Origin of the sequence: Candidatus Kosakonia sp. 282A-S69, from assembly GCF_029433855.1 — a bacterium.
GTDB lineage: Bacteria > Pseudomonadota > Gammaproteobacteria > Enterobacterales > Enterobacteriaceae > Kosakonia > Kosakonia cowanii_A.
Genome location: NZ_JAROAU010000001.1, coordinates 777244 through 796284 on the forward strand (window position 1 = coordinate 777244; position 19041 = coordinate 796284).

Sequence of the window (19041 nt, forward strand, 5' to 3'; positions counted from 1 at the left end):
CCTTTACCTGCTGGAGTTGTCATGAAGCTGCCTGAGAAAATTCGCCGTGACTGGCACTATTACGCGTTTGCGATTGGCCTGATCTTTATTCTCAATGGCGTGGTTGGGCTGCTGGGGTTTGAAGCCAAAGGGTGGCAAACCTATGCCGTTGGGCTGGTGACCTGGCTTGTGGGGTTCTGGCTTTCGGGGCTGATTATCCGCCGCCCCCGGCAAGATGAGGCGACGGAAAGCGTCGAGTAACGCTTAATCGTGCATTGAGATCTTCAGCGCGCTGCTTGCCTGGTGGCGCTCAAGCGCCAGCTCGATCAGGCGGGTGATCAGCGCGCTATAGCTGATGCCGCTCGCCTGCCACAGTTTCGGGTACATGCTGATATTGGTAAAACCGGGCAGGGTGTTGATCTCATTGATCACCACTTCGTTATCCGGTGTCAGGAACACATCCACCCGCGCCATCCCCTCACAGCCCAGCGTCTTATACGCCTCAATGGCGATCGCACGGATCTTCTCATCTGTTTCGCGATCGATGGCCGCCGGCACCACGACCTGCGCGCCCTGATCGTCAATGTACTTGGTGTCGTAAGCGTAGAACTCGCTGTTCAGCACAATTTCCCCGCAGGTGCTGGCCTGCGGCTCATCATTGCCCAGCACCGCACACTCGATCTCGCGCCCGACAATCCCTTTCTCCACCACCACTTTTTTGTCGAAGGCAAAGGCCAGACGCAGCGCTTCAATATACTGCGCTTCATTGGTCACTTTGCTGACGCCGACTGACGAGCCCTGGTTGGCCGGTTTTACAAACAGCGGCAGGCCGAGCTGAGACGCCATGTCGCTAAAGCTGAAGCTGTCGCGGTTGGTGCGCGTCAGGGTGATAAAGGGGGCGATGGACAGACCGGCATCGCGCAGCAGTCGCTTGGTGACGTCTTTATCCATGCAGGCCGCGGAAGCGAGCACGTCGGAGCCGACAAAGGGCAGGTTAGCGAGGCGCAGCATCCCCTGCAGGGAGCCATCTTCGCCGAGCGTACCGTGAACAATCGGGAAAATGACATCGACATTCGGCAGCGGCGAGCGGTTATCTGCCGCAATCAACTGCTGCTCGACGACGCCCGGCACCAGCGCCACGCTGTTGTCCGACGGATTCAGCGCGATACGCGCCGGATCGCTGGCGTTTTGCAGATAGTTCTGCGCATCGCTAATATGCCACTGCCCTGATTTATCAATACCCAGCAGCACCACTTCAAAGCGCGATGGATCCATCGCATCGACAATGTTCTTCGCCGACTGTAACGACACTTCATGCTCCGCCGATTTGCCGCCGAAGACGACCCCTACCCGCAGTTTTGCCATTTCAACAATCACTCACACTGATGAGAAAACCCATACGATATCACGTCAAAACGCACGATTCGCGGCCTTCTGCCATAATGTCTGGAGAAAAAAAGAGGAGGAGAGGTGAGCGGGAAGAGCCTGATCGTAATCGCTATTCTTATTGGCGGCCTCTATGCGGGCTACCGCGCGCTGCCCGCCTGGTATAACCCTTTTGCCCCGCTTCAGCTAAGCGATCCGCCGGGGCGCATCACCCAGTTCAAACTGCGGCGCTTAACGCCTGAAGATTGCGCCGCGCTGCTGAAGCAGGCGAATCAACAGCGGCTTATCTCCTCCGTCGCAGTGGCGGACAGCGGCGGCGACTGCCCGTTAACTAACGTGGTGCGCGTAAAAGATTTCGGTGCTGTGAAGCTGAGCAGTAGCTTTCTGGCGAGCTGCCCGCTGGCGCTCAGCTCGGCGCTGTTTGTTGAACAGCAGGCACGGCCATTAAGCGAAACGATGATGGGTAGCGCTTTAACGCGCATCGACCACGTTGGTAGCTACGCCTGCCGCAATATCTACAATCGCGCTGATGCGCGGCGCAGCGAACATGCCAGCGCGGAAGCGCTTGATATCAGCGCGTTCAGGCTGGCGAATGGTGAGCGGGTTTCCGTCCTGCGCGGCTGGCGGCAGGCGCGTACTCAACCCTGGCTGCGCGCGATGCTCAGCGCCAGCTGCGGTTATTACGGCAATGGTCTCGGGCCGGAGTATAACGCCGCGCACGCCGACCATTTCCATCTCGGCATGCGCGGTTACGGCCTCTGTCGCTAAGCATATCGCGCTTAGCATTTGCGGTTTTCCTGCCTGCACCGCTGTTATTCGGCGGTGGTTAACGGATAAAACGCCAAAATGTGGCTAAGCGCATATCTGGTAACTTATCGCTGGCGCATTCTTGGTACCCTATGCGCCGTTTTTCAAATCCTGAGTGATTACGCGTATTTATGGAATCCTGGAAGGTCAATCTTATCTCGGTGTGGTTTGGCTGCTTTTTTACCGGGCTTGCCATCAGCCAGATTTTGCCGTTTCTGCCGCTCTACGTGGCACAACTGGGGGTGACCTCGCACGAGGCGCTGTCGATGTGGTCAGGGCTAACCTTCAGCATCACTTTTCTCGTCTCGGCGATTGTCTCGCCAATGTGGGGCAGCCTGGCGGACCGTAAAGGGCGCAAGCTGATGCTGCTGCGCGCTTCGCTGGGGATGGCGATCGCCATTCTGCTTCAGGCTTTCGCCACCAACGTCTGGCAGCTGCTTCTGCTGCGCGGCGTGATGGGGCTCACCTCCGGTTATATTCCTAACGCCATGGCGCTGGTGGCCTCACAGGTGCCGCGCGAGCGTAGCGGCTGGGCGCTCAGTACCCTCTCGACGGCACAGATCAGCGGTGTGATCGGCGGCCCGCTGATGGGCGGTTTTCTGGCTGACCATTTAGGCCTGCGCACGGTGTTTATTATCACCGCGATGCTGCTGATGGTGAGCTTCCTGGTGACGCTGTTTCTCATTAAAGAGGGGGGCCGGCCGAAGGTGAAGAAGGGCGAGCGGCTCAGCGGCAAAGCGGTCTTCTCGACGCTGCCCTATCCGGCGCTGGTGATCAGCCTCTTTATCACCACCATGGTGATTCAACTCTGCAACGGCTCGATTGGCCCGATCCTCGCGCTCTTTATCCAGTCGCTGTCGCCCGATACCGCCAATATCGCTTTTCTTAGCGGGCTTATCGCCGCAGTTCCGGGCGTCTCTGCGCTGCTCTCGGCACCCAGGCTTGGAAAACTGGGCGATCGCATCGGCACCTCGCGCATTCTGCTGGCGACGCTCGCCTGCGCGATTGTCCTCTTCTTCGCGATGTCATTCGTCACCTCACCGCTGCAACTTGGCATTCTGCGCTTTCTGCTCGGCTTTGCCGATGGCGCGATGCTGCCCGCCGTACAGACGCTGCTGCTGAAGTACTCAAGTGAGCAGGTCACCGGCCGCATCTTTGGTTATAACCAATCCTTTATGTACCTGGGCAACGTCGCTGGCCCGCTGATGGGCGCCTCGGTCTCGGCGATGGCCGGCTTTCGCTGGGTCTTCGCCGCCACGGCGGTGGTAGTGCTGATAAATCTGATACAGCTGGCGCGGGCATTTCGCCGCGTGCGGTGACTGTGCTAAACGCAGGCCGGAAATAGATCTTCGGCCTGCGCATCCATCTTCTCTATATACTTCGTAATCCGCGATAGTGTTATTTCCCGAATGACCTTACTTACTGTGTGAATTAATGCGCAAAAATAATAGATGCATCTCCTTTGCAACTACTAAATCGAGTGCTAACTTCATGCAACATCTCAAAAGGAAATAGCGCCATGAAAAATCTCATTGCTGAGTTATTGGTCAAGCTTGCGGAGAAGGAAGAGGAGTCAAAGGAGCTGGTTGCCCAGGTTGAAGCGCTGGAAATCGTCGTCACCGCGCTGCTGCGCCAGATGGCGGCGTCCGAACAACAGGCGCTCATTTCAAGCGTCGAAGGCGCGCTGGCAGAGGCTCTGCCGGGCGATCAGCCTTTATGCAGAGAATCAGAAATGCTGCAACAATACGTAAAAAAGCTTTTAAGGCACCCACGCAGTTGACCTCGCGTTAGCATGTAAAATCTGTCATCTCACTGTCATCTGGGCTGCCTATAGTCGCTCTGTTTTATTTTCTTTAAGTATTTGTACATGGAGAATATTAAGTGAAACAGAGCGCGTTATACCTTGCACTATTATCCCTGCTCGCCTCGCCGGCTATTTATGCAGAATCATCTGTAGCGCCCGTTCTTGAAAACCGGGCGGCTCACGGCGATATTTCCGCACCCGGCGGCGCACGCCGTTTGACGGGCGACCAGACTGCCGCCCTGCGTGATTCCCTGAATGACAAACCAGCCAAAAATATTATTTTGCTGATTGGCGATGGCATGGGTGACTCCGAAATTACCGCCGCGCGAAATTATGCCGAAGGGGCGGGCGGTTTCTTTAAGGGGATCGATGCGCTGCCGCTCACCGGGCAGTACACCCACTACTCACTGGATAAGAAAAGCGGTAAGCCCGATTATGTCACTGACTCTGCCGCTTCGGCGACCGCGTGGAGTACCGGCGTAAAAACCTATAACGGCGCGCTCGGCGTTGATATCCACGACAAAGACCATATGACCATCCTTGAGATGGCGAAAGCCGCTGGTCTGGCGACGGGCGATGTCTCCACCGCAGAGTTGCAGGATGCGACGCCAGCCGCGCTGGTCTCCCATGTTATCTCCCGCCGCTGTTACGGCCCGACCGTTACCCGCGAGAAGTGCGCACTCAACGCGCTGGAGAAGGGCGGCAAAGGCTCGATTACCGAACAGCTGCTAAACGCGCGCCCGGATGTGACACTTGGCGGCGGGGCAAAAACCTTCAGTGAAACCGCCACCGCCGGTGAGTGGCAGGGCAAAACCCTGCGCGAGCAGGCGCAGGCCCGCGGTTACCAGCTGGTGAACGATGCCGCGTCGCTTGCGGCCATCAGCATGGCCAATCAAGATAAACCGCTGCTCGGCCTCTTTGCCGATGGCAATATGCCGGTGCGCTGGGAAGGGCCGAAAGCCTCTCTGCATGGCAATCTGGATAAGCCTGCCGTGACCTGTACGCCAAACCCGAAACGCACCGACAGTGTGCCGACGCTGGCGGCGATGACGGAAAAGGCCATTGAGCTGCTGAGCAAAAATGAGAAGGGCTTCTTCCTGCAAGTGGAGGGGGCGTCGATTGATAAGCAGGATCATGCGGCGAACCCGTGCGGCCAGATTGGCGAAACCGTCGATCTCGACGAAGCGGTGCAGAAAGCGCTGGAGTTTGCGCGTAAAGATGGCAATACACTGGTGATCGTGACGGCGGATCACGCCCATGCCAGCCAGATTATTCCGGCAGATACCAAAGCACCGGGGCTGAGCCAGGCGCTGACCACCAAAGATGGCGCGGTAATGGCGATGACCTACGGCAACTCGGAAGAGGAGTCGATGGAGCATACCGGCACGCAGGTACGCATTGCGGCTTACGGCCCGCATGCGGCGAACGTGGTGGGGCTGACGGATCAGACCGATCTCTTCTACACCATGAAAATGGCGCTGGGCCTTAAGTAACGGCTGCCCGGTGGTAAATCTCTGCTGCCGGGTGGTTTTTTCGCCAATTAGGACCATCCTTAAAGGGTTCATTGACAGAAGGATGGCGCTATGAAAATCACACTCCTTGTTACTCTTATCTTCGGTGTGCTCTTTATGACGGCGTTAAGCGCCGCCGAGAAAACATTGACCCCGCAACAACAACGTATGACGCTCTGCAACCAGCAGGCGAAGGCGCAGAACCTGGGTGGTGAAGCGCGCAAGAGCTACATGAGCGACTGCCTGAAGAACACCAAAACCGAGCCGGGGCAAAAGAGCCTGACGCCGCAGCAGCAGCGGATGCGCGAATGCAACGCCCAGGCGACGCAGCAATCCCTGAAAGGCGATGATCGCAGTAAATTTATGAGCGCTTGCCTGAAAAAAGCGGCGTAATCCTCCCCGCGCGGGCGTAAATCGCGCCCGCATACTCAATGCGTTTCTGCCGCTCTGTTGCTCCCCGCTTAATCTCTGCCAGGCTTTATTTGTGAGCTGTGTTGTCTTTTTTTCCTTTGCGAGTGTACGTCGCCAGACGTTACGCCCGTTTTGCCACACCAATACGGGAGCAAGAGTAATGAATTATCAATATGTTACCGATCTAAACGATCTACCTGAAAACCAGCCGGTAAAGTTCGATGTGGATGGCACCTCGCTTATCCTCATCCGCACCTTAACTCAGGTGCGCGCGTTTCAGAGCCGCTGTCCCCATGCCGGTGCGCCGCTTGAGCAGGGCGCGGTGTGCGACGGGCGGCTGGTCTGCCCGTGGCATAAAGCCAACTTCGATATCACTAACGGCGAGTGGTGCGAACCGCTGGCGTTGCAAAACCTGAAGCAGTATCCGGTGCATATCGATCAGAACCGCGTGCTGGTCAACCCGCGCCCGGCTTCGCCCGCCAGCCATCACACCATTCGCGGAGACGGGCCGCAAACAGTGGTGATCCTCGGCACCGGCGCGGCCGGTAGCTCAGCGGCGGTGACACTGCGTGACGCCGGGTTTAACGGTCATCTGATGCTGATCGATAAAGAGAGCGAAGCGCCTTATGACCGCACGGCGCTGAGCAAGTTTGTGCCCTCCGGCAAGATGAAAATCAGCGAAGTGCCGCAACTGCTGGATAAGGCGTTCTATGCCCAGCCGGGGGTGGAGAACATCGATCAAGCGGTAACGAAGCTTGATGCCGAAGCTCGTCAGCTGACCCTCGCCGACGGGCGCGAAATTACCTTCGACAAACTGCTGCTGGCGACTGGCGGACGCCCCGTCTGGCCGGAGATTAGCGGCAATCAGCTGGCGGGGGTGCATGTGCTGCGTGATATCCACCAGGCGCAGACACTGCTGAGCGAAGTGGAGGATGAGCAGCAGCTGGTGATTGTCGGCAACAGCTTTATCGCCATGGAGCTGGCCGCGGCGCTGCGTAACCAGGATGTCGATGTTACCGTGCTCTCCCGCCATGCGGTGCCGTTTGTGCCGCAGTTCGGCGAAGAGATTGGCCGCCACTTTATGGAGCTGCACAAGCAGAATGGCGTCAAGTTTGTCACCGGCGAACCGCTGGAACTGCAGGGCGAGGAGCACGTGCAGCGCGTGGCGCTGAAAGATGGTCGCACCCTCCCGGCGCATGTGGTGGTGTTTGCTACCGGCGTGGAGCCCTCGACCGATCTGGTGGGCGATCTGCCCCGCGAAGAGGATGGTAGCCTGACGGTGGATGAGTATCTGCGCGCGGCACCCGATATCTGGGCGGTGGGCGATATCGCCACCTATCCGGCACCGGAAGGGCGTCGACGCATTGAGCACTGGCGCGTTGCGCAGCAGCAGGGGCGCATCGCGGCGCTCAATATGCTCGGGGAGACGCAGCCCTTTGATCGGGTGCCCTTTTTCTGGACTACCCACTTCGGGACGCGCTTTGAGTATCTCGGCTATGCCCGCGAGTGGGACAGCATGAAGATGCTGGGCTCGTTTGAAAATAAACGTTTTGCCGTGCTTTACGGCCAGCAGGGGATGCTGAAAGCGGTGCTTAGCTGCGGCGAGAACACCGCCACGGCGGAGCTGGTGCTGAAAATGCAGGAGCCGCTGACCATGCGTGCAGCCAGCGAACTCCTCTCGTAACGTTCGCGTCACGGTCTACTCGCCGTGGCGCTGCGTGTTACGCGCTCAGTTTTTCCGACTTCGCCATACAGGCAGCCATCGCATCCATCACCGCGGCGCGAAAGCCCTTATCTTCCAGCACTTTCACTGCTTCGATGGTGGTGCCGCCCGGCGAGCAGACCATATCTTTCAGCTCGGCAGGGTGTTTGCCGGTCTCCAGCACCATCTTCGCCGAGCCCATTACTGCCTGCGCGGCAAATTTATAGGCCTGCGCGCGCGGCATGCCGCCCAGCACGGCGGCATCGGCCATCGCTTCGATAAACATAAACACATACGCCGGTGCCGAGCCGCTGACGCCAACGACAGGGTGGATCATCGCTTCGGAAACCACTTCCGCTTCGCCAAAGCAGCGGAATATGGTCAGCACATCGGCGGTATCTTCAGACGTTACCAGCGCATTCGGCGTGATGGAGGTCATCCCGGCGTTAACCAGCGCGGGGGTGTTCGGCATCACGCGGATAATTTTGCGATCGTGACCCAGCGCGCGCGCCAGCTGATCGAGCGTCACGCCTGCCGCGATGGAGACCACCAGCGTCTCCTTATTCAGGCTGGAGGCGATATCGCTGAGGACTTTCACCATGATGTTCGGCTTCACGGCACCAAAAACAATATCGGCAATCTGTGCCACTTCCTGCGCGCTCTGCGCGGCGTTAATGCCATACTCCTGTTGCAGGGCGGCGACCTTATCAGGCGTTGGCGTATAGACCCAAATCTGCCCCGGTTTCACCTCGCCGCTGGCGATCAGCCCGCCGACAATGGCCTTTCCCATGTTACCGCAGCCGATAAAACCGATTTTCTTTTCCATCACGTCCCTCTCTGCTTGTTATTGCATGTGATTCATAGCTTAACGCGCTTTTTCGGCGAGGGCGAAAGGATCTCTGCTTTCTCCGGCGGGCAATTAAAGGGAGAATGCGCCGAAACAAAAAGGAGTCACCATGGCAATATGGGTTGATGCGGACGCCTGTCCGAATGTGATTAAAGAGATTTTATTTCGCGCTGCGGAGCGTACGCAGACGCCGTTAACGCTGGTCGCTAACCAGACTCTGCGCGTGCCGCCATCCAGGGTGATCCGCGCGCTTAGGGTACCGGCAGGGTTTGATGTCGCTGATAACGAAATCGTGCGTCTCTGCGCGCCGGATGATTTAGTGATTACCGCCGACATTCCGCTGGCGGCAGAGGTGCTGGCAAAAGGGGCGGCAGCGCTTAACCCGCGCGGCGAACGCTACACGGAAGCGACGATTCGTGAGCGGCTGACCATGCGCGATTTTATGGATACGCTGCGCGCCAGCGGCATCCAGACCGGTGGCCCGGACTCGCTCTCGCAGCGCGATCGCCAGCAGTTCGCCGCGCAGCTCGATAAGTGGCTGCTTGAGCGCCAGCGCCGCCAGACGCCGTAACCGGGCTTGTCAGTTTTTATCACTTCCAGTAAGGTTGCCGCTACAGGTGATGCCACAGAAACTTTACAGCCCTGACGGCTGCGCCAGAACGTTCTCATAGGCAAAATTGAGACTGTGTAACGTTACTCTTACGCAGCGCGCGCCATTCGTTTAGTGCTATCATCGCCATCTTATTGTTTTCCCCCAACCGGGGGCTGGAGGAACAACCTGCTCATGACGCTACCCATCTTTCTCATCGGCGCACGCGGCTGCGGTAAATCCACTGTTGGCCGGGCGCTGGCGCTGTCACAGGGCTTCCAGTTTATCGATACCGATAGCTGGTTGCAGGAAGAGGCGCAGCAGACCGTTGCGCAAATCGTAGAGCAGGAGGGGTGGGCCGGTTTTCGCGCCCGCGAAACGGCGGCGCTGGAAGCCGTGACCGAACCCGCTCTGGTCGTTGCCACCGGCGGCGGCATTATCCTCAGCGACTATAATCGCCGTTTTATGCGCGAGCACGGCCGCGTGGTTTACCTCAGCGCGCCGGTCGACGTGCTGGCCGGAAGGCTTGAAGCCTTTCCGCAGGAGGGGCTGCGTCCGACCCTGACAGGCAAGCCAATCAGCGAAGAGGTGAGCGAAGTGCTCGCCACCCGCGATGCGCTCTATCGCGATGCGGCGCACTTTGTGGTGGATGCCGCGCAGCCGCCGCAGGCGGTGGTGGCAGAAATTGAGGCGGCTTTACGGCTGGCGCGCGCCAGTTAACGAAACGTTTGACTATACTTATCTCTCTAACCGCAAAAGGAGAATAAGCTATGCCGACTAAACCGCCCTATCCGCGTGAAGCCCGTGTTGTAGCTGTTGAGAAGGGACCCAGCGACGCGACTGTCACCTGGTATGAACTGCGTGCCGATCATCCGAAGCCGGACTCATTGATCAGCGAACACCCTTCGGAGCAGGAAGCGCTGGATGCGAAAAAGCGTTACGAGGACCCCGATAAAAGTTGATCCGGCGATCCCGCCAGCGTGATTTCCTGAACCTTTCAGAAAGTCGCTTGCATCACATTTTTTGACTGGCTTAATGCCAGTCACTGTTTATATTCATTGTTACTGGAATTTATTAGAACACAGGAGTGGCACATTCTCTTTACACGGCGGCGGTGATCCATCCTCCGTCGGTTGTTGTACAGAGAATCATAACTAAAAGCAGTTTTGAAAGGCGGAAAGCAAAGATGAGTGCGACGTTGGCCATCCTCACCATTGGTGTGGTGCCGGTAAAAGAGATCCTGCCGCTGCTGGCAGAGCATGTTTCAGAAGATCAAATCACCCATGTCAGCCTGCTGGGGAAGATGGACCCGGCACAAGTTCGTATCGATTATTGCGTTGACCCTGGCGAGACCGCCATTCCGACGCGTCTGAGCGATGACACCCTCGGCATGGTTTCGCGCCAGAAAGTGGAGCGCGATCTGCAAAGCGTGATCGAAGTGCTCGATAACCAGGGGACATATGATGTCATTCTGCTGATGAGCACCGCCGATATTCGCGGGTTAAACGCGCGAAACGCGATCCTGATTGAACCGCAGCGCATCATTCCGCCGCTGGTTGCCTCGATTGTTGATGGTCACCAGGTGGGCGTCATTGTGCCAGTCCCAGAGCTGATGGCACCGCAGAAAAAGAAGTGGCAGGTGCTGGAAAAAGAGCCGTTGTATGAACTCTGCCACCCCTACGAGGCGAGCGAGACGGAGTTGGTTGACGCTGGAAAAGCATTGCTGGAACGCGGTGCCGATGTGTTGATGCTCGACTGTCTTGGCTTCCATCAGCAGCATCGCGATCTGCTGCAAAAAGCGCTGGATGTCCCGGTTCTACTCTCCAATGTGCTGGTGGCGCGTCTGGCTTCCGAACTGCTGGTGTAACCGCATAACGGCGCAATTTCGCGTGACATCACTTAAGCCCGGCCTCTATAGTGGTTTTCCTGTCATTTCTCTATAAGGGCCTGTTTATGCTTCAAAGTAATGAATACTTTTCCGGTAAAGTGAAGTCCATTGGGTTTACCAGCAGCAGCACTGGCCGCGCCAGCGTCGGCGTGATGATGGAAGGGGAGTACACCTTTTCCACCGCCCAGCCGGAAGAGATGACGGTGGTAAGTGGCGCGCTTAACGTGCTGTTGCCAGGAGAAACCGAATGGAAAACGCACGCCGCCGGCGAAGTGTTCAATGTCCCGGGCCATAGCGAATTCCATCTGCAGGTTGCCGAGCCGAGTGCCTACCTCTGCCGTTATCTGTAACGCTTGCGTCCTCCGGCGACAAAAAAGCCCGGTAGCGCTGCGCTTACCGGGCCTGTGAAAACAGAGTCGCTGGATCTTTAGCGCTGGGCTTCGCCGCCCAGGCCTTCCACCAGATTTTGAATCAGTGCCGCCAGCTCGCCGGTCATCAGAATAAAATCGGCATCGAAACGCTGGGCATAATCTTCCCGGTCAATATCTTCATTCTGATCGCGCAGTTCATCGCTGAACTTCAGGCGTTTTACCGAACCATCATCACAGATCATAAACTGGATGCGCTGCTGCCAGTCGAGTGCCAGCCTGGTCACCACTTTGCCCGCTTCAATGTGCACGGCGATTTCGTCGCTCACCAGATCCTGCTTTTTCGCGCGGATCACGCCGCCATCTTCCAGCATCGCTTTCAGTTCGGCTTCGTCCAGCAGCTGGAACCCCTGCGCCACTGTGCCGGAGCGAACCCATTCGGTTAGCGTCAGCTCAATCGGGTTTTCCATCGTCAGCGGTACCACCGGCAGTGAGCCGAGGCTTTTACGCAGCAGCGCCAGCGTATCTTCTGCTTTTTTCGCGCTGGCGCAGTCAACCATAATCAGGCCGTTGACGGTGTCTATCCACATCATCGTCTGGCTGTAGCGGCTGAAAGCGCGCGGTAGCAGCGAGTGCAGCACTTCATCTTTCAGCGCATCTTTTTCAGTTTTTTTCAGTTTGCGCGCCTGCTCGGCTTCAAGACGGGCGATTTTGGCTTCCAGCGCCTGTTTCACTACCGGCGTCGGCAGAATTTTCTCTTCTTTGCGCGCGCAGATAATAATCTGGCCGTTGTTGGTGTGGGTCAGCGCTTCGCTGTGTGAGCCCATCGGTGGAACCCAACCGGTTTTCGCCATATCCTGACTACCGCATGGCGTAAACGAGAGCGGGGCGAGCTGTTTTTCCATCTCTTCCGCACGGAGCACCACATCGCGGCTGAGACGGTATACCATTAAATTTTTGAACCACAGCATGATTTTTTCCACGGCCTTGTCGTTAAATGCAGCGGGCATAATAGCGAATTGTCGCCGCGCTTGCATTGCTAATGCGTGGTCCACAACGAGGAGTTTGATGTGCGTATCGGTATCGATTTGGGTGGTACAAAGACAGAAATTATTGCGCTGGACGAGAGCGGAGAGACGCTGTTCCGCCATCGGCAGCCGACGCCGCGCGACTATCAGCAGACCATTGAGCTTATCGCTTCGCTGGTCGACCTGGCGGAAAAAGAGACCGGCCAGCGCGGCACGGTCGGCATGGGGATTCCGGGCTCTATCTCGCCCTATACCGGGGTGGTGAAGAACGCCAACTCCACGTGGCTCAACGGTAAACCCTTTGATAAGGAGTTGAGCCAGCGCCTTAATCGTGAAGTGCGCCTTGCGAACGATGCCAATTGCCTGGCGGTGTCGGAAGCGGTTGACGGTGCGGCCGCGGGCGCGCAGACGGTGTTTGCGGTGATTATCGGTACTGGCTGTGGCTCCGGCATTGCGCTCAACGGCCACTCCCATATTGGTGGTAACGGTACGGCGGGCGAGTGGGGGCACAATCCGCTGCCCTGGATGGATGAGGACGAGCTGCGTTATCGCAATGAAGTGCCCTGCTATTGCGGTAAGCAGGGGTGCATTGAGACCTTTATCTCCGGCACCGGCTTTGGTACCGATTATCAGCGTCTGAGCGGTCATGCATTGAAGGGCAACGAGATTATTCGCCTGGTGAACGAGCAGGATGCGGTCGCCGAGCTGGCGCTGAGCCGCTATGAGATGCGGCTGGCGAAGTCGCTGGCGCATGTGGTGAATATCCTCGATCCCGATGTGATCGTGCTGGGCGGTGGGATGAGTAATGTCGATCGTCTGTACCAGACGGTGCCGGGATTGATGCAGAAGTGGGTTTTCGGCGGCGAGTGTGAGACGCCGATCCGTAAAGCGCTGCACGGGGATTCCAGCGGCGTGCGCGGTGCCGCATGGCTCTGGCCGCAGGGGGAGTAAGCCGCGAAACCGCCCAGGCCGGATAAGCGGTTACGCGCCATCCGGCATTATCACCGCGGCACCATTGCCGGATGGCGGCTCCGCCTTATCCGGCCTACCAAAACGCAGTTCCAGCGACACCGTTTTTGCTTTTATCTGCGATCTCGCAGCGATGGGGTGGTGTCCCCGCTGAAATCGGCGAACCGAAGCGGGAATGACAAGGTCTGGACGCCATGGATGGCGGACAGAGGCGAACCGAGGCATGGAGCGAGTCCCGTAGGGGCGAGCAAGCCGAGTCGAGCCGGCCGCAGTCAGGCGCGCGGGAGGTGAGCGCAGTGCGAAGCACCGATTTCCTCGCGTGGCCGCGGGGATTGACAAGGGGAGCGCGGCCGCTTCCCTTGTCCCGTTCACCGTATAAGGGGTTAATGAAACTCCCCAACGCATGGTGAACGGAACCCTTCCACCGAGGCAACATGCCGCAGCCATTGCCGGATGGCGCGTTACACGCTTATCCGGCCTACGCCGTTTCAGCGGCACGGTACTGCAATCTACGACACCGCATACTTCCCGTCGAGCTTGCTGTAGCCAAGCCCGTTTATCTTCTTAACCTTAATCTGCACCGGAATTCGCTCCTTCATTGCCTCAACGTGGCTTATCACGCCGATGGTTTTGCCGGTGGCGTTTAATGCATCGAGCGCATCCAGCGCGGTATCCAGCGTTTCGCTATCCAGCGTGCCGAATCCTTCGTCAAGGAACAGTGAATCGATACGGGTTTTGTGGCTCACCAGATCGGAGAGCGCCAGCGCCAGTGCAAGGCTCACGAGGAAGCTTTCACCGCCGGAGAGCGTGCGGGTATCACGCACCGCATCGGCCTGCCACGTATCGACCACCTCCAGCTCCAGCGCATCGCTCACTTTGCGCTTAAGCAGATAGCGCCCGTGCAGGCGGGTAAGCTGGTTATTCGCCAGCCAGACCAGGTTGTCCAGCGTCAGGCCCTGGGCGAATTTACGGAACTTATCCCCCTCTTTGGAGCCAATCAGCGCATTGAGATGGCCCCAGTCATCACAGCGGGCGGTGGCTTGCTCAATCTGCTGTAACACACTCTGCTGGCGTTTGCGGTTATCCGTATCCTGTTTCAGCTGCTGGCGCACCTCGCCCTGGCTGGTGGTGTTCTCGCGCAGCTGTCGCGCAAGCTGCTCCAGTACCGGTGCGGTGCTCTCCACGCTGGCCTCTGCCGCAAGCCCGGCGGGGCGCTGCTGCTGATGGTCAGTGAGCGCCTGCTCTGCGCTGGCCGCCAGCGCCTGTTTCTGCTGGCAATCGGCCTCCAGCGTCTGGCGCAGCTGCGTAAGGCGTTGATGCTCGCCATCATCCAGCAGGGCGCTAAGGAAGGCGTCGCAATCGTCAAAAAGCGTCGCCGCCAGCGCATCGTTAAACGCCTGCTCACATTGACGCTCGCTCTCCGCCGCCTGCGCCAGCTGCTGATGCAGGGTTTGCCACTGGCTTTGCAGCGTCAGGCAGGTATCGTGCACCTTGCGCCACCCCTCCAGCGTCACACCTGCCTCACCAACGGCGATATCCTCCGCGGGCAGGGTGTCAAGGATTGGCGCAAGCTGCGCCAGCTGTTGCTGTAGCGCGGTATGCTGCTGCTGCTGCTCTTGCCACTGCTGCGCTTCACTGGCGCGCGCGGCCAGCCATGAGGCTTCGTCATCTTCGGCGGGCAGCGCCAGGTCGAGCGCCGCAAGCGTGGCGGCCAGGCTTTCGCGCCGGCGCTCAACTGCCTGCTGATACTGCTCGCTCTGCTGGCGCAGCTCGTTTATCTGCTGTTGCAGAGTGAGGCGCTGATTGAGCAGGTAAAGCTGGTGTTCGTAGGCGTCCTGCGCGCTTTGCCAGCTGTTGAGATCGCGCTGCGGCTCCAGCGTAACGTTGAGGGCGGCGCAGGCTTTTGCCCATGCCTCAAGCCAGCTGCGCTCCTCCTCCTGCAGCAGTTTCGCTTCGCGCTCATCTTTCTCGTAACGCTCAGCGAGGCCTTTCAGCCGCTCGCCGAGCGCCACGCCCGCTTCCTTCATGGTGCGCACTTCCAGATCGAGCGCGTTAAAGCGCGTCTGATTGACGCCTGGCTCAATAGCCTGATAGTGAGCGACCGCCGGATGCTCCGTTGCGCCGCACAGCGGGCAGGGGTGACCGGGCTGAAGGCGCGCGCGCTCGCTTTCGAGATCCTTGATCCGGCTCTCCAGCTCGCAAATGGTGCGCACCTCGTTCAGTAACTGATTTTTCTCTTTATAGCGTTCGCGTTTGTGCGCCAGCTCGGCGGTCAGCTTCTCCTGCTCCGCTTTCAGATCCAGCAGGCTCTGCTGGCGCTGGCTCAACTGCTTGCGCAGCGGCGCGTAGCGGGCGTGCAGGGCGGTAAGCTGCTGGCGCAGCGGGCGGTTTTGCGCGCAGAGCGCCATCGCCGCCGCCGTCTCCTCGATGCTCATCTCAAGTGTGGAGATCGGCAGGGTGCGCAGACGCTCCTGCTGGCTCTGCACCCGCTGCTGCGCTGCGAGCCACTGCTTTTTCTCCTCTGCCAGCTGGCTGAAGAGCGCCCGCCAGCCGGTTAATTCACTCTGCCAGCGCTGGAAGTGGGTATGCTCGTTTAACCACACCTCCAGCATTTGCCGCGACGCAAGCAGTGAGGCTTGCTGCTGCGCGGCGCTGGCGCGTATCTGCGCGCGCTGTAGCAGGCTGGCTTGTAAGCGGGTATTCACTTCCTCGCTCTGCGTGCGGGTACGCGCCACTGTTTTGCGCTGCTCCTCAAGCCGCTCCCACAGCGGGCGCAGCTGCTGTGCCGGTTGCGCCAGTTCAAGAGCAGCAAGCTGCGGGCGGGCATCGTTACGCGCCTGCAGTGCCTGCGCCAGCATTGCTTTCGCCCGTCCGCGCGCCGCGTGTAGCTCCGCTTCGCGGGTAAGCCACTGCGCCTGCGCCTGCGCGCTGCGCTGGGCGCTCAGCAGCGTCTGCTCTTCGTCAGTTAGTACTTGCAAACGTCGCTCAAGCTGCTGCCGCTGCTCGCTATCCAGCAGCACGACACCTTCCGCCTGCGTACGCAGCTGTTCAAGCTCGCCTTTGGCGCTTTTATGCTTCTCAAACACCATCGCTGAAATCTGCCCGTAGATCTCAGTGCCGGTCAGCTCCTCCAGCAGTTCGGCGCGCTCGCGCGGTTTGGCGTTGAGGAACGCGGCAAACTGCCCCTGCGAGAGCAGCATCGAGCGGGTGAAACGGCCATAATCAAGCCCGGTGAGCGAGGCGGTAAGATCGAGCTTATCTTTGACTTTATCGGCGAGGATCTTTCCCGTTTCGCAGAGCGCCAGCTCCACGCGTGGTGCCTGCAGATTGCCATCCGCCAGCCCACGGGCGCGCGTCTGGCTCCAGAAGGCGCGATAGGCCACCCCTTTGACTTCAAACTCCACCTCCGCCAGACACTCGGCGGTATCGCGGGTCATCAGATCGTTTTGTGACTGTGACAGGGTGCTGAGGCGCGGCGTTTCGTGGTAAAGGGCAAGACAGATGGCGTCCAGCAGGGTAGTTTTCCCTGCCCCGGTGGCACCGGTAATGGCGAACAGCCCATTGCTGGCGAAGGGCTCGTCGGTAAAATCGATTTTCCACTCGCCCTTCAGCGAATTAATATTTTTCAGCCGTAAACTGAGGATCTTCATGCGTCGTTCTCCTCATCCAGCGCCTGGCGGGTCTCGCTGAACAGCGTATGTAAGCGCGCACTCTGCATCTCGTCGAGCTCCTCCTGAGCCAGCCTGCGGTCAAAGACCTCTTCAACTTTTAACTCGCTTAATGTTTCACGCACTTCGCCTGCGAGCAGGCGGTCGCGCAGCTCACGGCTACGTCGCACCAGCAGCACTTCGACGGGCAGATCCTCCGTCACCTGCTGGATTTTGCGCTGCATATCGACCAGATAGTCGCTGCTGACAATCTCAATATCGAGCCACACCGGCGGCGTGGCGGGAGCATTTCGCCACTGCTCAAGCTGGCGGCAGATATCGGCAAATTCGCCCTTAATCACCGCCAGCGGCTGAGTGGCGGGGACCTCAAGGGGAGTCACCTCTGCCAGCTTGCCGTCGGCGAAGGTCACCAGATTGACGCCTTTGCTTTTACCGGTCTCATCAAAGCTAAGGGGAATCGGCGAGCCGCAGTAACGAATATGCTCCGTGCCGCCAATTTTCTGCGCGCGGTGGATATGTCCAAGCGCGATGTAATCTGCCGGGGGAAAATTTTGTGCAGGAAACGCATCCAGTGTGCCGATATAAATATCACGTACTGCGTCACTTTTACTGGCGCCGACGGTGGTTAAATGGCCGCTGGCGATAATCGGTAACGGCTTATCGCCGCGCAGTTCGCAAGCGGCCTGATACTGCTGCTGATAATACCCGGTGATGGCCGCCAGCAGGTGCTGCTGTTTCTGCTGCCCGGACATGCCCGCCTGGCTGACGGTGATATCGCGCGGGCGCAGAAAGGGGACTGGGCAGAAGACCGCGCCGGGTTCGCCGTCGCGGCGATAGAGCAGAAACGGCGCGACGCCCGCGCTGGCGACCACGGTTGTGTTGAGATAAGCGAGGATCTCTTTTGATTCATTCAGCGTCGCCACGGAGTCATGGTTGCCTGCCAGCACGATTAACTGGCAACCGCTGCGCTGCAAGTTGACCACAAAGCGGTTATAGAGTTCGCGTGCGTAGCTCGGCGGCGATCCGGTATCGAAAATGTCGCCCGCCACCACGATGGCGTCGACCTGCTGCTGCTCGGCCGTGGTTAACAGCCAGTCAAGAAAAGCGCTGTGCTCGGCGGCGCGGCTTTTGCTGTAAAAGTTTTGGCCGAGATGCCAGTCCGATGTGTGAAGAATGCGCATAGTGATCCCGTGGCAATAAAGCATAACGGCGATTATAAACATTAAGCGGGTCAGGGACATCGCATAGCGCAAATTTGCGTTGTCACAATCGGGCGGGCTGGGTCATATAGCGGTCATGTTATTCATAAATCTGTCATAAAACTGACGCATAATGGCGACGCTATTTATACTGCAGACTAATTAATACAGGGCGAATGATGGCGAGACGAATTCTGGTCGTGGAAGATGAAGCACCGATCCGTGAAATGGTGTGCTTTGTGCTCGAACAAAATGGTTTTCAGCCGGTGGAAGCTGAAGATTTCGACAGCGCGGTGAACCAGCTTAATGAACCCTGGCCGGATCTGGTGCTGCTGGACTGGATGCTACCCGGCGGTTCCGGTATTCAATTTATTAAGCACCTGAAGCGCGAAGCCATGACCCGCGATATTCCGGTGATGATGCTGACCGCGCGCGGTGAAGAGGAGGATCGCGTGCGCGGTCTCGAGACGGGCGCAGATGATTACATCACCAAGCCCTTCTCGCCGAAAGAGCTGGTGGCGCGTATTAAAGCCGTGATGCGCCGTATTTCGCCGATGGCGGTGGAAGAGGTGATTGAGATGCAGGGCTTAAGCCTCGATCCCTCCTCCCATCGCGTCATGACCGGCGAAAACCCCCTCGATATGGGCCCCACCGAATTTAAACTCTTACACTTCTTTATGACCCATCCGGAGCGCGTTTACAGCCGCGAACAGCTGCTGAACCACGTCTGGGGCACCAATGTGTATGTTGAAGACAGAACCGTAGACGTGCATATTCGTCGTCTGCGTAAAGCGCTGGAAGGGAGTGGGCACGACCGGATGGTGCAGACGGTACGCGGCACGGGATATCGTTTTTCGACCCGTTTCTGAAATTTGACAGGAGTGT

At 58.4% G+C, this 19041-nt stretch carries 19 protein-coding genes; 14 read left to right on the forward strand and 5 right to left on the reverse strand.

Annotated elements, in window-relative coordinates; translation table 11 throughout:
- Positions 1-21 precede the first annotated feature (21 nt).
- Positions 22-240: a DUF2754 family protein gene (locus tag PU683_RS03350; RefSeq protein ID WP_277170100.1), complete on the forward strand. Its 219-nt coding sequence runs from the start codon at positions 22-24 to the stop codon at positions 238-240.
- 3 nt (positions 241-243) lie between these two features.
- Here PU683_RS03350 and ddlA read toward each other — a convergent pair whose 3' ends face one another.
- The gene (ddlA, locus tag PU683_RS03355) at positions 244-1344 is read right to left on the reverse strand and encodes a D-alanine--D-alanine ligase (RefSeq protein WP_277170101.1); all 1101 of its coding nucleotides are present in this window, start codon (positions 1342-1344) and stop codon (positions 244-246) included.
- Between the two features lie 105 nt (positions 1345-1449).
- On the opposite strand from ddlA, the gene PU683_RS03360 reads away from it, so the two are divergent.
- The 6 genes from PU683_RS03360 to PU683_RS03385 all read left to right on the forward strand — a co-directional run bounded on the left by PU683_RS03360 (position 1450) and on the right by PU683_RS03385 (position 7582).
- Entirely contained in the window at positions 1450-2133 is a 684-nt protein-coding gene (locus PU683_RS03360) for an extensin-like domain-containing protein (protein ID WP_277170103.1), read from the forward strand.
- A 170-nt stretch (positions 2134-2303) separates the two neighbouring features.
- Positions 2304-3491 carry a multidrug efflux MFS transporter gene (locus PU683_RS03365; RefSeq protein WP_277170105.1) on the forward strand — a complete coding sequence of 396 codons (1188 nt, stop codon included), beginning with the start codon at positions 2304-2306 and terminating at the stop codon, positions 3489-3491.
- 200 nt (positions 3492-3691) lie between these two features.
- On the forward strand, positions 3692-3952 hold the full coding sequence (gene iraP / locus PU683_RS03370) for an anti-adapter protein IraP (RefSeq protein ID WP_277170107.1): 261 nt from the start codon (positions 3692-3694) through the stop codon (positions 3950-3952).
- A gap of 101 nt (positions 3953-4053) precedes the next feature.
- A complete protein-coding gene (gene phoA / locus PU683_RS03375; RefSeq protein ID WP_277170108.1) occupies positions 4054-5469 on the forward strand; it encodes an alkaline phosphatase in 1416 nt (471 codons plus the stop codon).
- A 90-nt stretch (positions 5470-5559) separates the two neighbouring features.
- Positions 5560-5880: a phosphate starvation-inducible protein PsiF gene (psiF, locus tag PU683_RS03380; RefSeq protein WP_277170110.1), complete on the forward strand. Its 321-nt coding sequence runs from the start codon at positions 5560-5562 to the stop codon at positions 5878-5880.
- Between the two features lie 178 nt (positions 5881-6058).
- The gene (locus PU683_RS03385; RefSeq protein WP_277170112.1) at positions 6059-7582 is read left to right on the forward strand and encodes an FAD-dependent oxidoreductase; all 1524 of its coding nucleotides are present in this window, start codon (positions 6059-6061) and stop codon (positions 7580-7582) included.
- A 37-nt stretch (positions 7583-7619) separates the two neighbouring features.
- Here PU683_RS03385 and proC read toward each other — a convergent pair whose 3' ends face one another.
- Positions 7620-8426, reverse strand: a complete 807-nt coding sequence (gene proC, locus PU683_RS03390) for a pyrroline-5-carboxylate reductase (RefSeq protein WP_277170114.1) — start codon at positions 8424-8426, stop codon at positions 7620-7622.
- A 130-nt stretch (positions 8427-8556) separates the two neighbouring features.
- Between proC and PU683_RS03395 the strand changes: the two genes are divergently transcribed.
- The 5 genes from PU683_RS03395 (at position 8557) to ppnP (ending at position 11274) form a co-directional block, all read left to right on the forward strand.
- Entirely contained in the window at positions 8557-9018 is a 462-nt protein-coding gene (locus PU683_RS03395) for a YaiI/YqxD family protein (protein ID WP_277170116.1), read from the forward strand.
- A gap of 213 nt (positions 9019-9231) precedes the next feature.
- Positions 9232-9756 carry a shikimate kinase AroL gene (gene aroL / locus PU683_RS03400; protein WP_277170118.1) on the forward strand — a complete coding sequence of 175 codons (525 nt, stop codon included), beginning with the start codon at positions 9232-9234 and terminating at the stop codon, positions 9754-9756.
- Positions 9757-9806: 50 nt separating this feature from the next.
- Entirely contained in the window at positions 9807-9998 is a 192-nt protein-coding gene (gene yaiA / locus PU683_RS03405) for a protein YaiA (RefSeq protein ID WP_034812321.1), read from the forward strand.
- A gap of 224 nt (positions 9999-10222) precedes the next feature.
- On the forward strand, positions 10223-10903 hold the full coding sequence (locus PU683_RS03410; RefSeq protein ID WP_277170119.1) for an AroM family protein: 681 nt from the start codon (positions 10223-10225) through the stop codon (positions 10901-10903).
- A gap of 86 nt (positions 10904-10989) precedes the next feature.
- Positions 10990-11274, forward strand: coding sequence for a pyrimidine/purine nucleoside phosphorylase (ppnP, locus tag PU683_RS03415; RefSeq protein ID WP_054804570.1), 285 nt, complete (start codon positions 10990-10992; stop codon positions 11272-11274).
- Positions 11275-11351: 77 nt separating this feature from the next.
- Here the strand turns inward: ppnP and rdgC are convergent, their stop codons facing one another.
- Positions 11352-12263: a recombination-associated protein RdgC gene (gene rdgC / locus PU683_RS03420; protein WP_277170123.1), complete on the reverse strand. Its 912-nt coding sequence runs from the start codon at positions 12261-12263 to the stop codon at positions 11352-11354.
- Positions 12264-12362: 99 nt separating this feature from the next.
- On the opposite strand from rdgC, the gene mak reads away from it, so the two are divergent.
- Positions 12363-13271, forward strand: a complete 909-nt coding sequence (mak, locus tag PU683_RS03425; RefSeq protein WP_277170485.1) for a fructokinase — start codon at positions 12363-12365, stop codon at positions 13269-13271.
- 527 nt (positions 13272-13798) lie between these two features.
- Here the strand turns inward: mak and sbcC are convergent.
- Positions 13799-16939 (reverse strand): exonuclease subunit SbcC, encoded by a 3141-nt coding sequence (sbcC, locus tag PU683_RS03430; protein ID WP_277170125.1) that lies wholly within the window; start codon positions 16937-16939, stop codon positions 13799-13801.
- Positions 16936-18138: an exonuclease subunit SbcD gene (gene sbcD, locus PU683_RS03435; protein WP_277170126.1), complete on the reverse strand. Its 1203-nt coding sequence runs from the start codon at positions 18136-18138 to the stop codon at positions 16936-16938. Before sbcD ends, sbcC begins: the two co-directional genes overlap by 4 nt.
- A gap of 197 nt (positions 18139-18335) precedes the next feature.
- On the opposite strand from sbcD, the gene phoB reads away from it, so the two are divergent.
- Positions 18336-19025 carry a phosphate response regulator transcription factor PhoB gene (gene phoB / locus PU683_RS03440; protein ID WP_023481914.1) on the forward strand — a complete coding sequence of 230 codons (690 nt, stop codon included), beginning with the start codon at positions 18336-18338 and terminating at the stop codon, positions 19023-19025.
- The last annotated feature ends 16 nt before the right edge of the window (positions 19026-19041 follow it).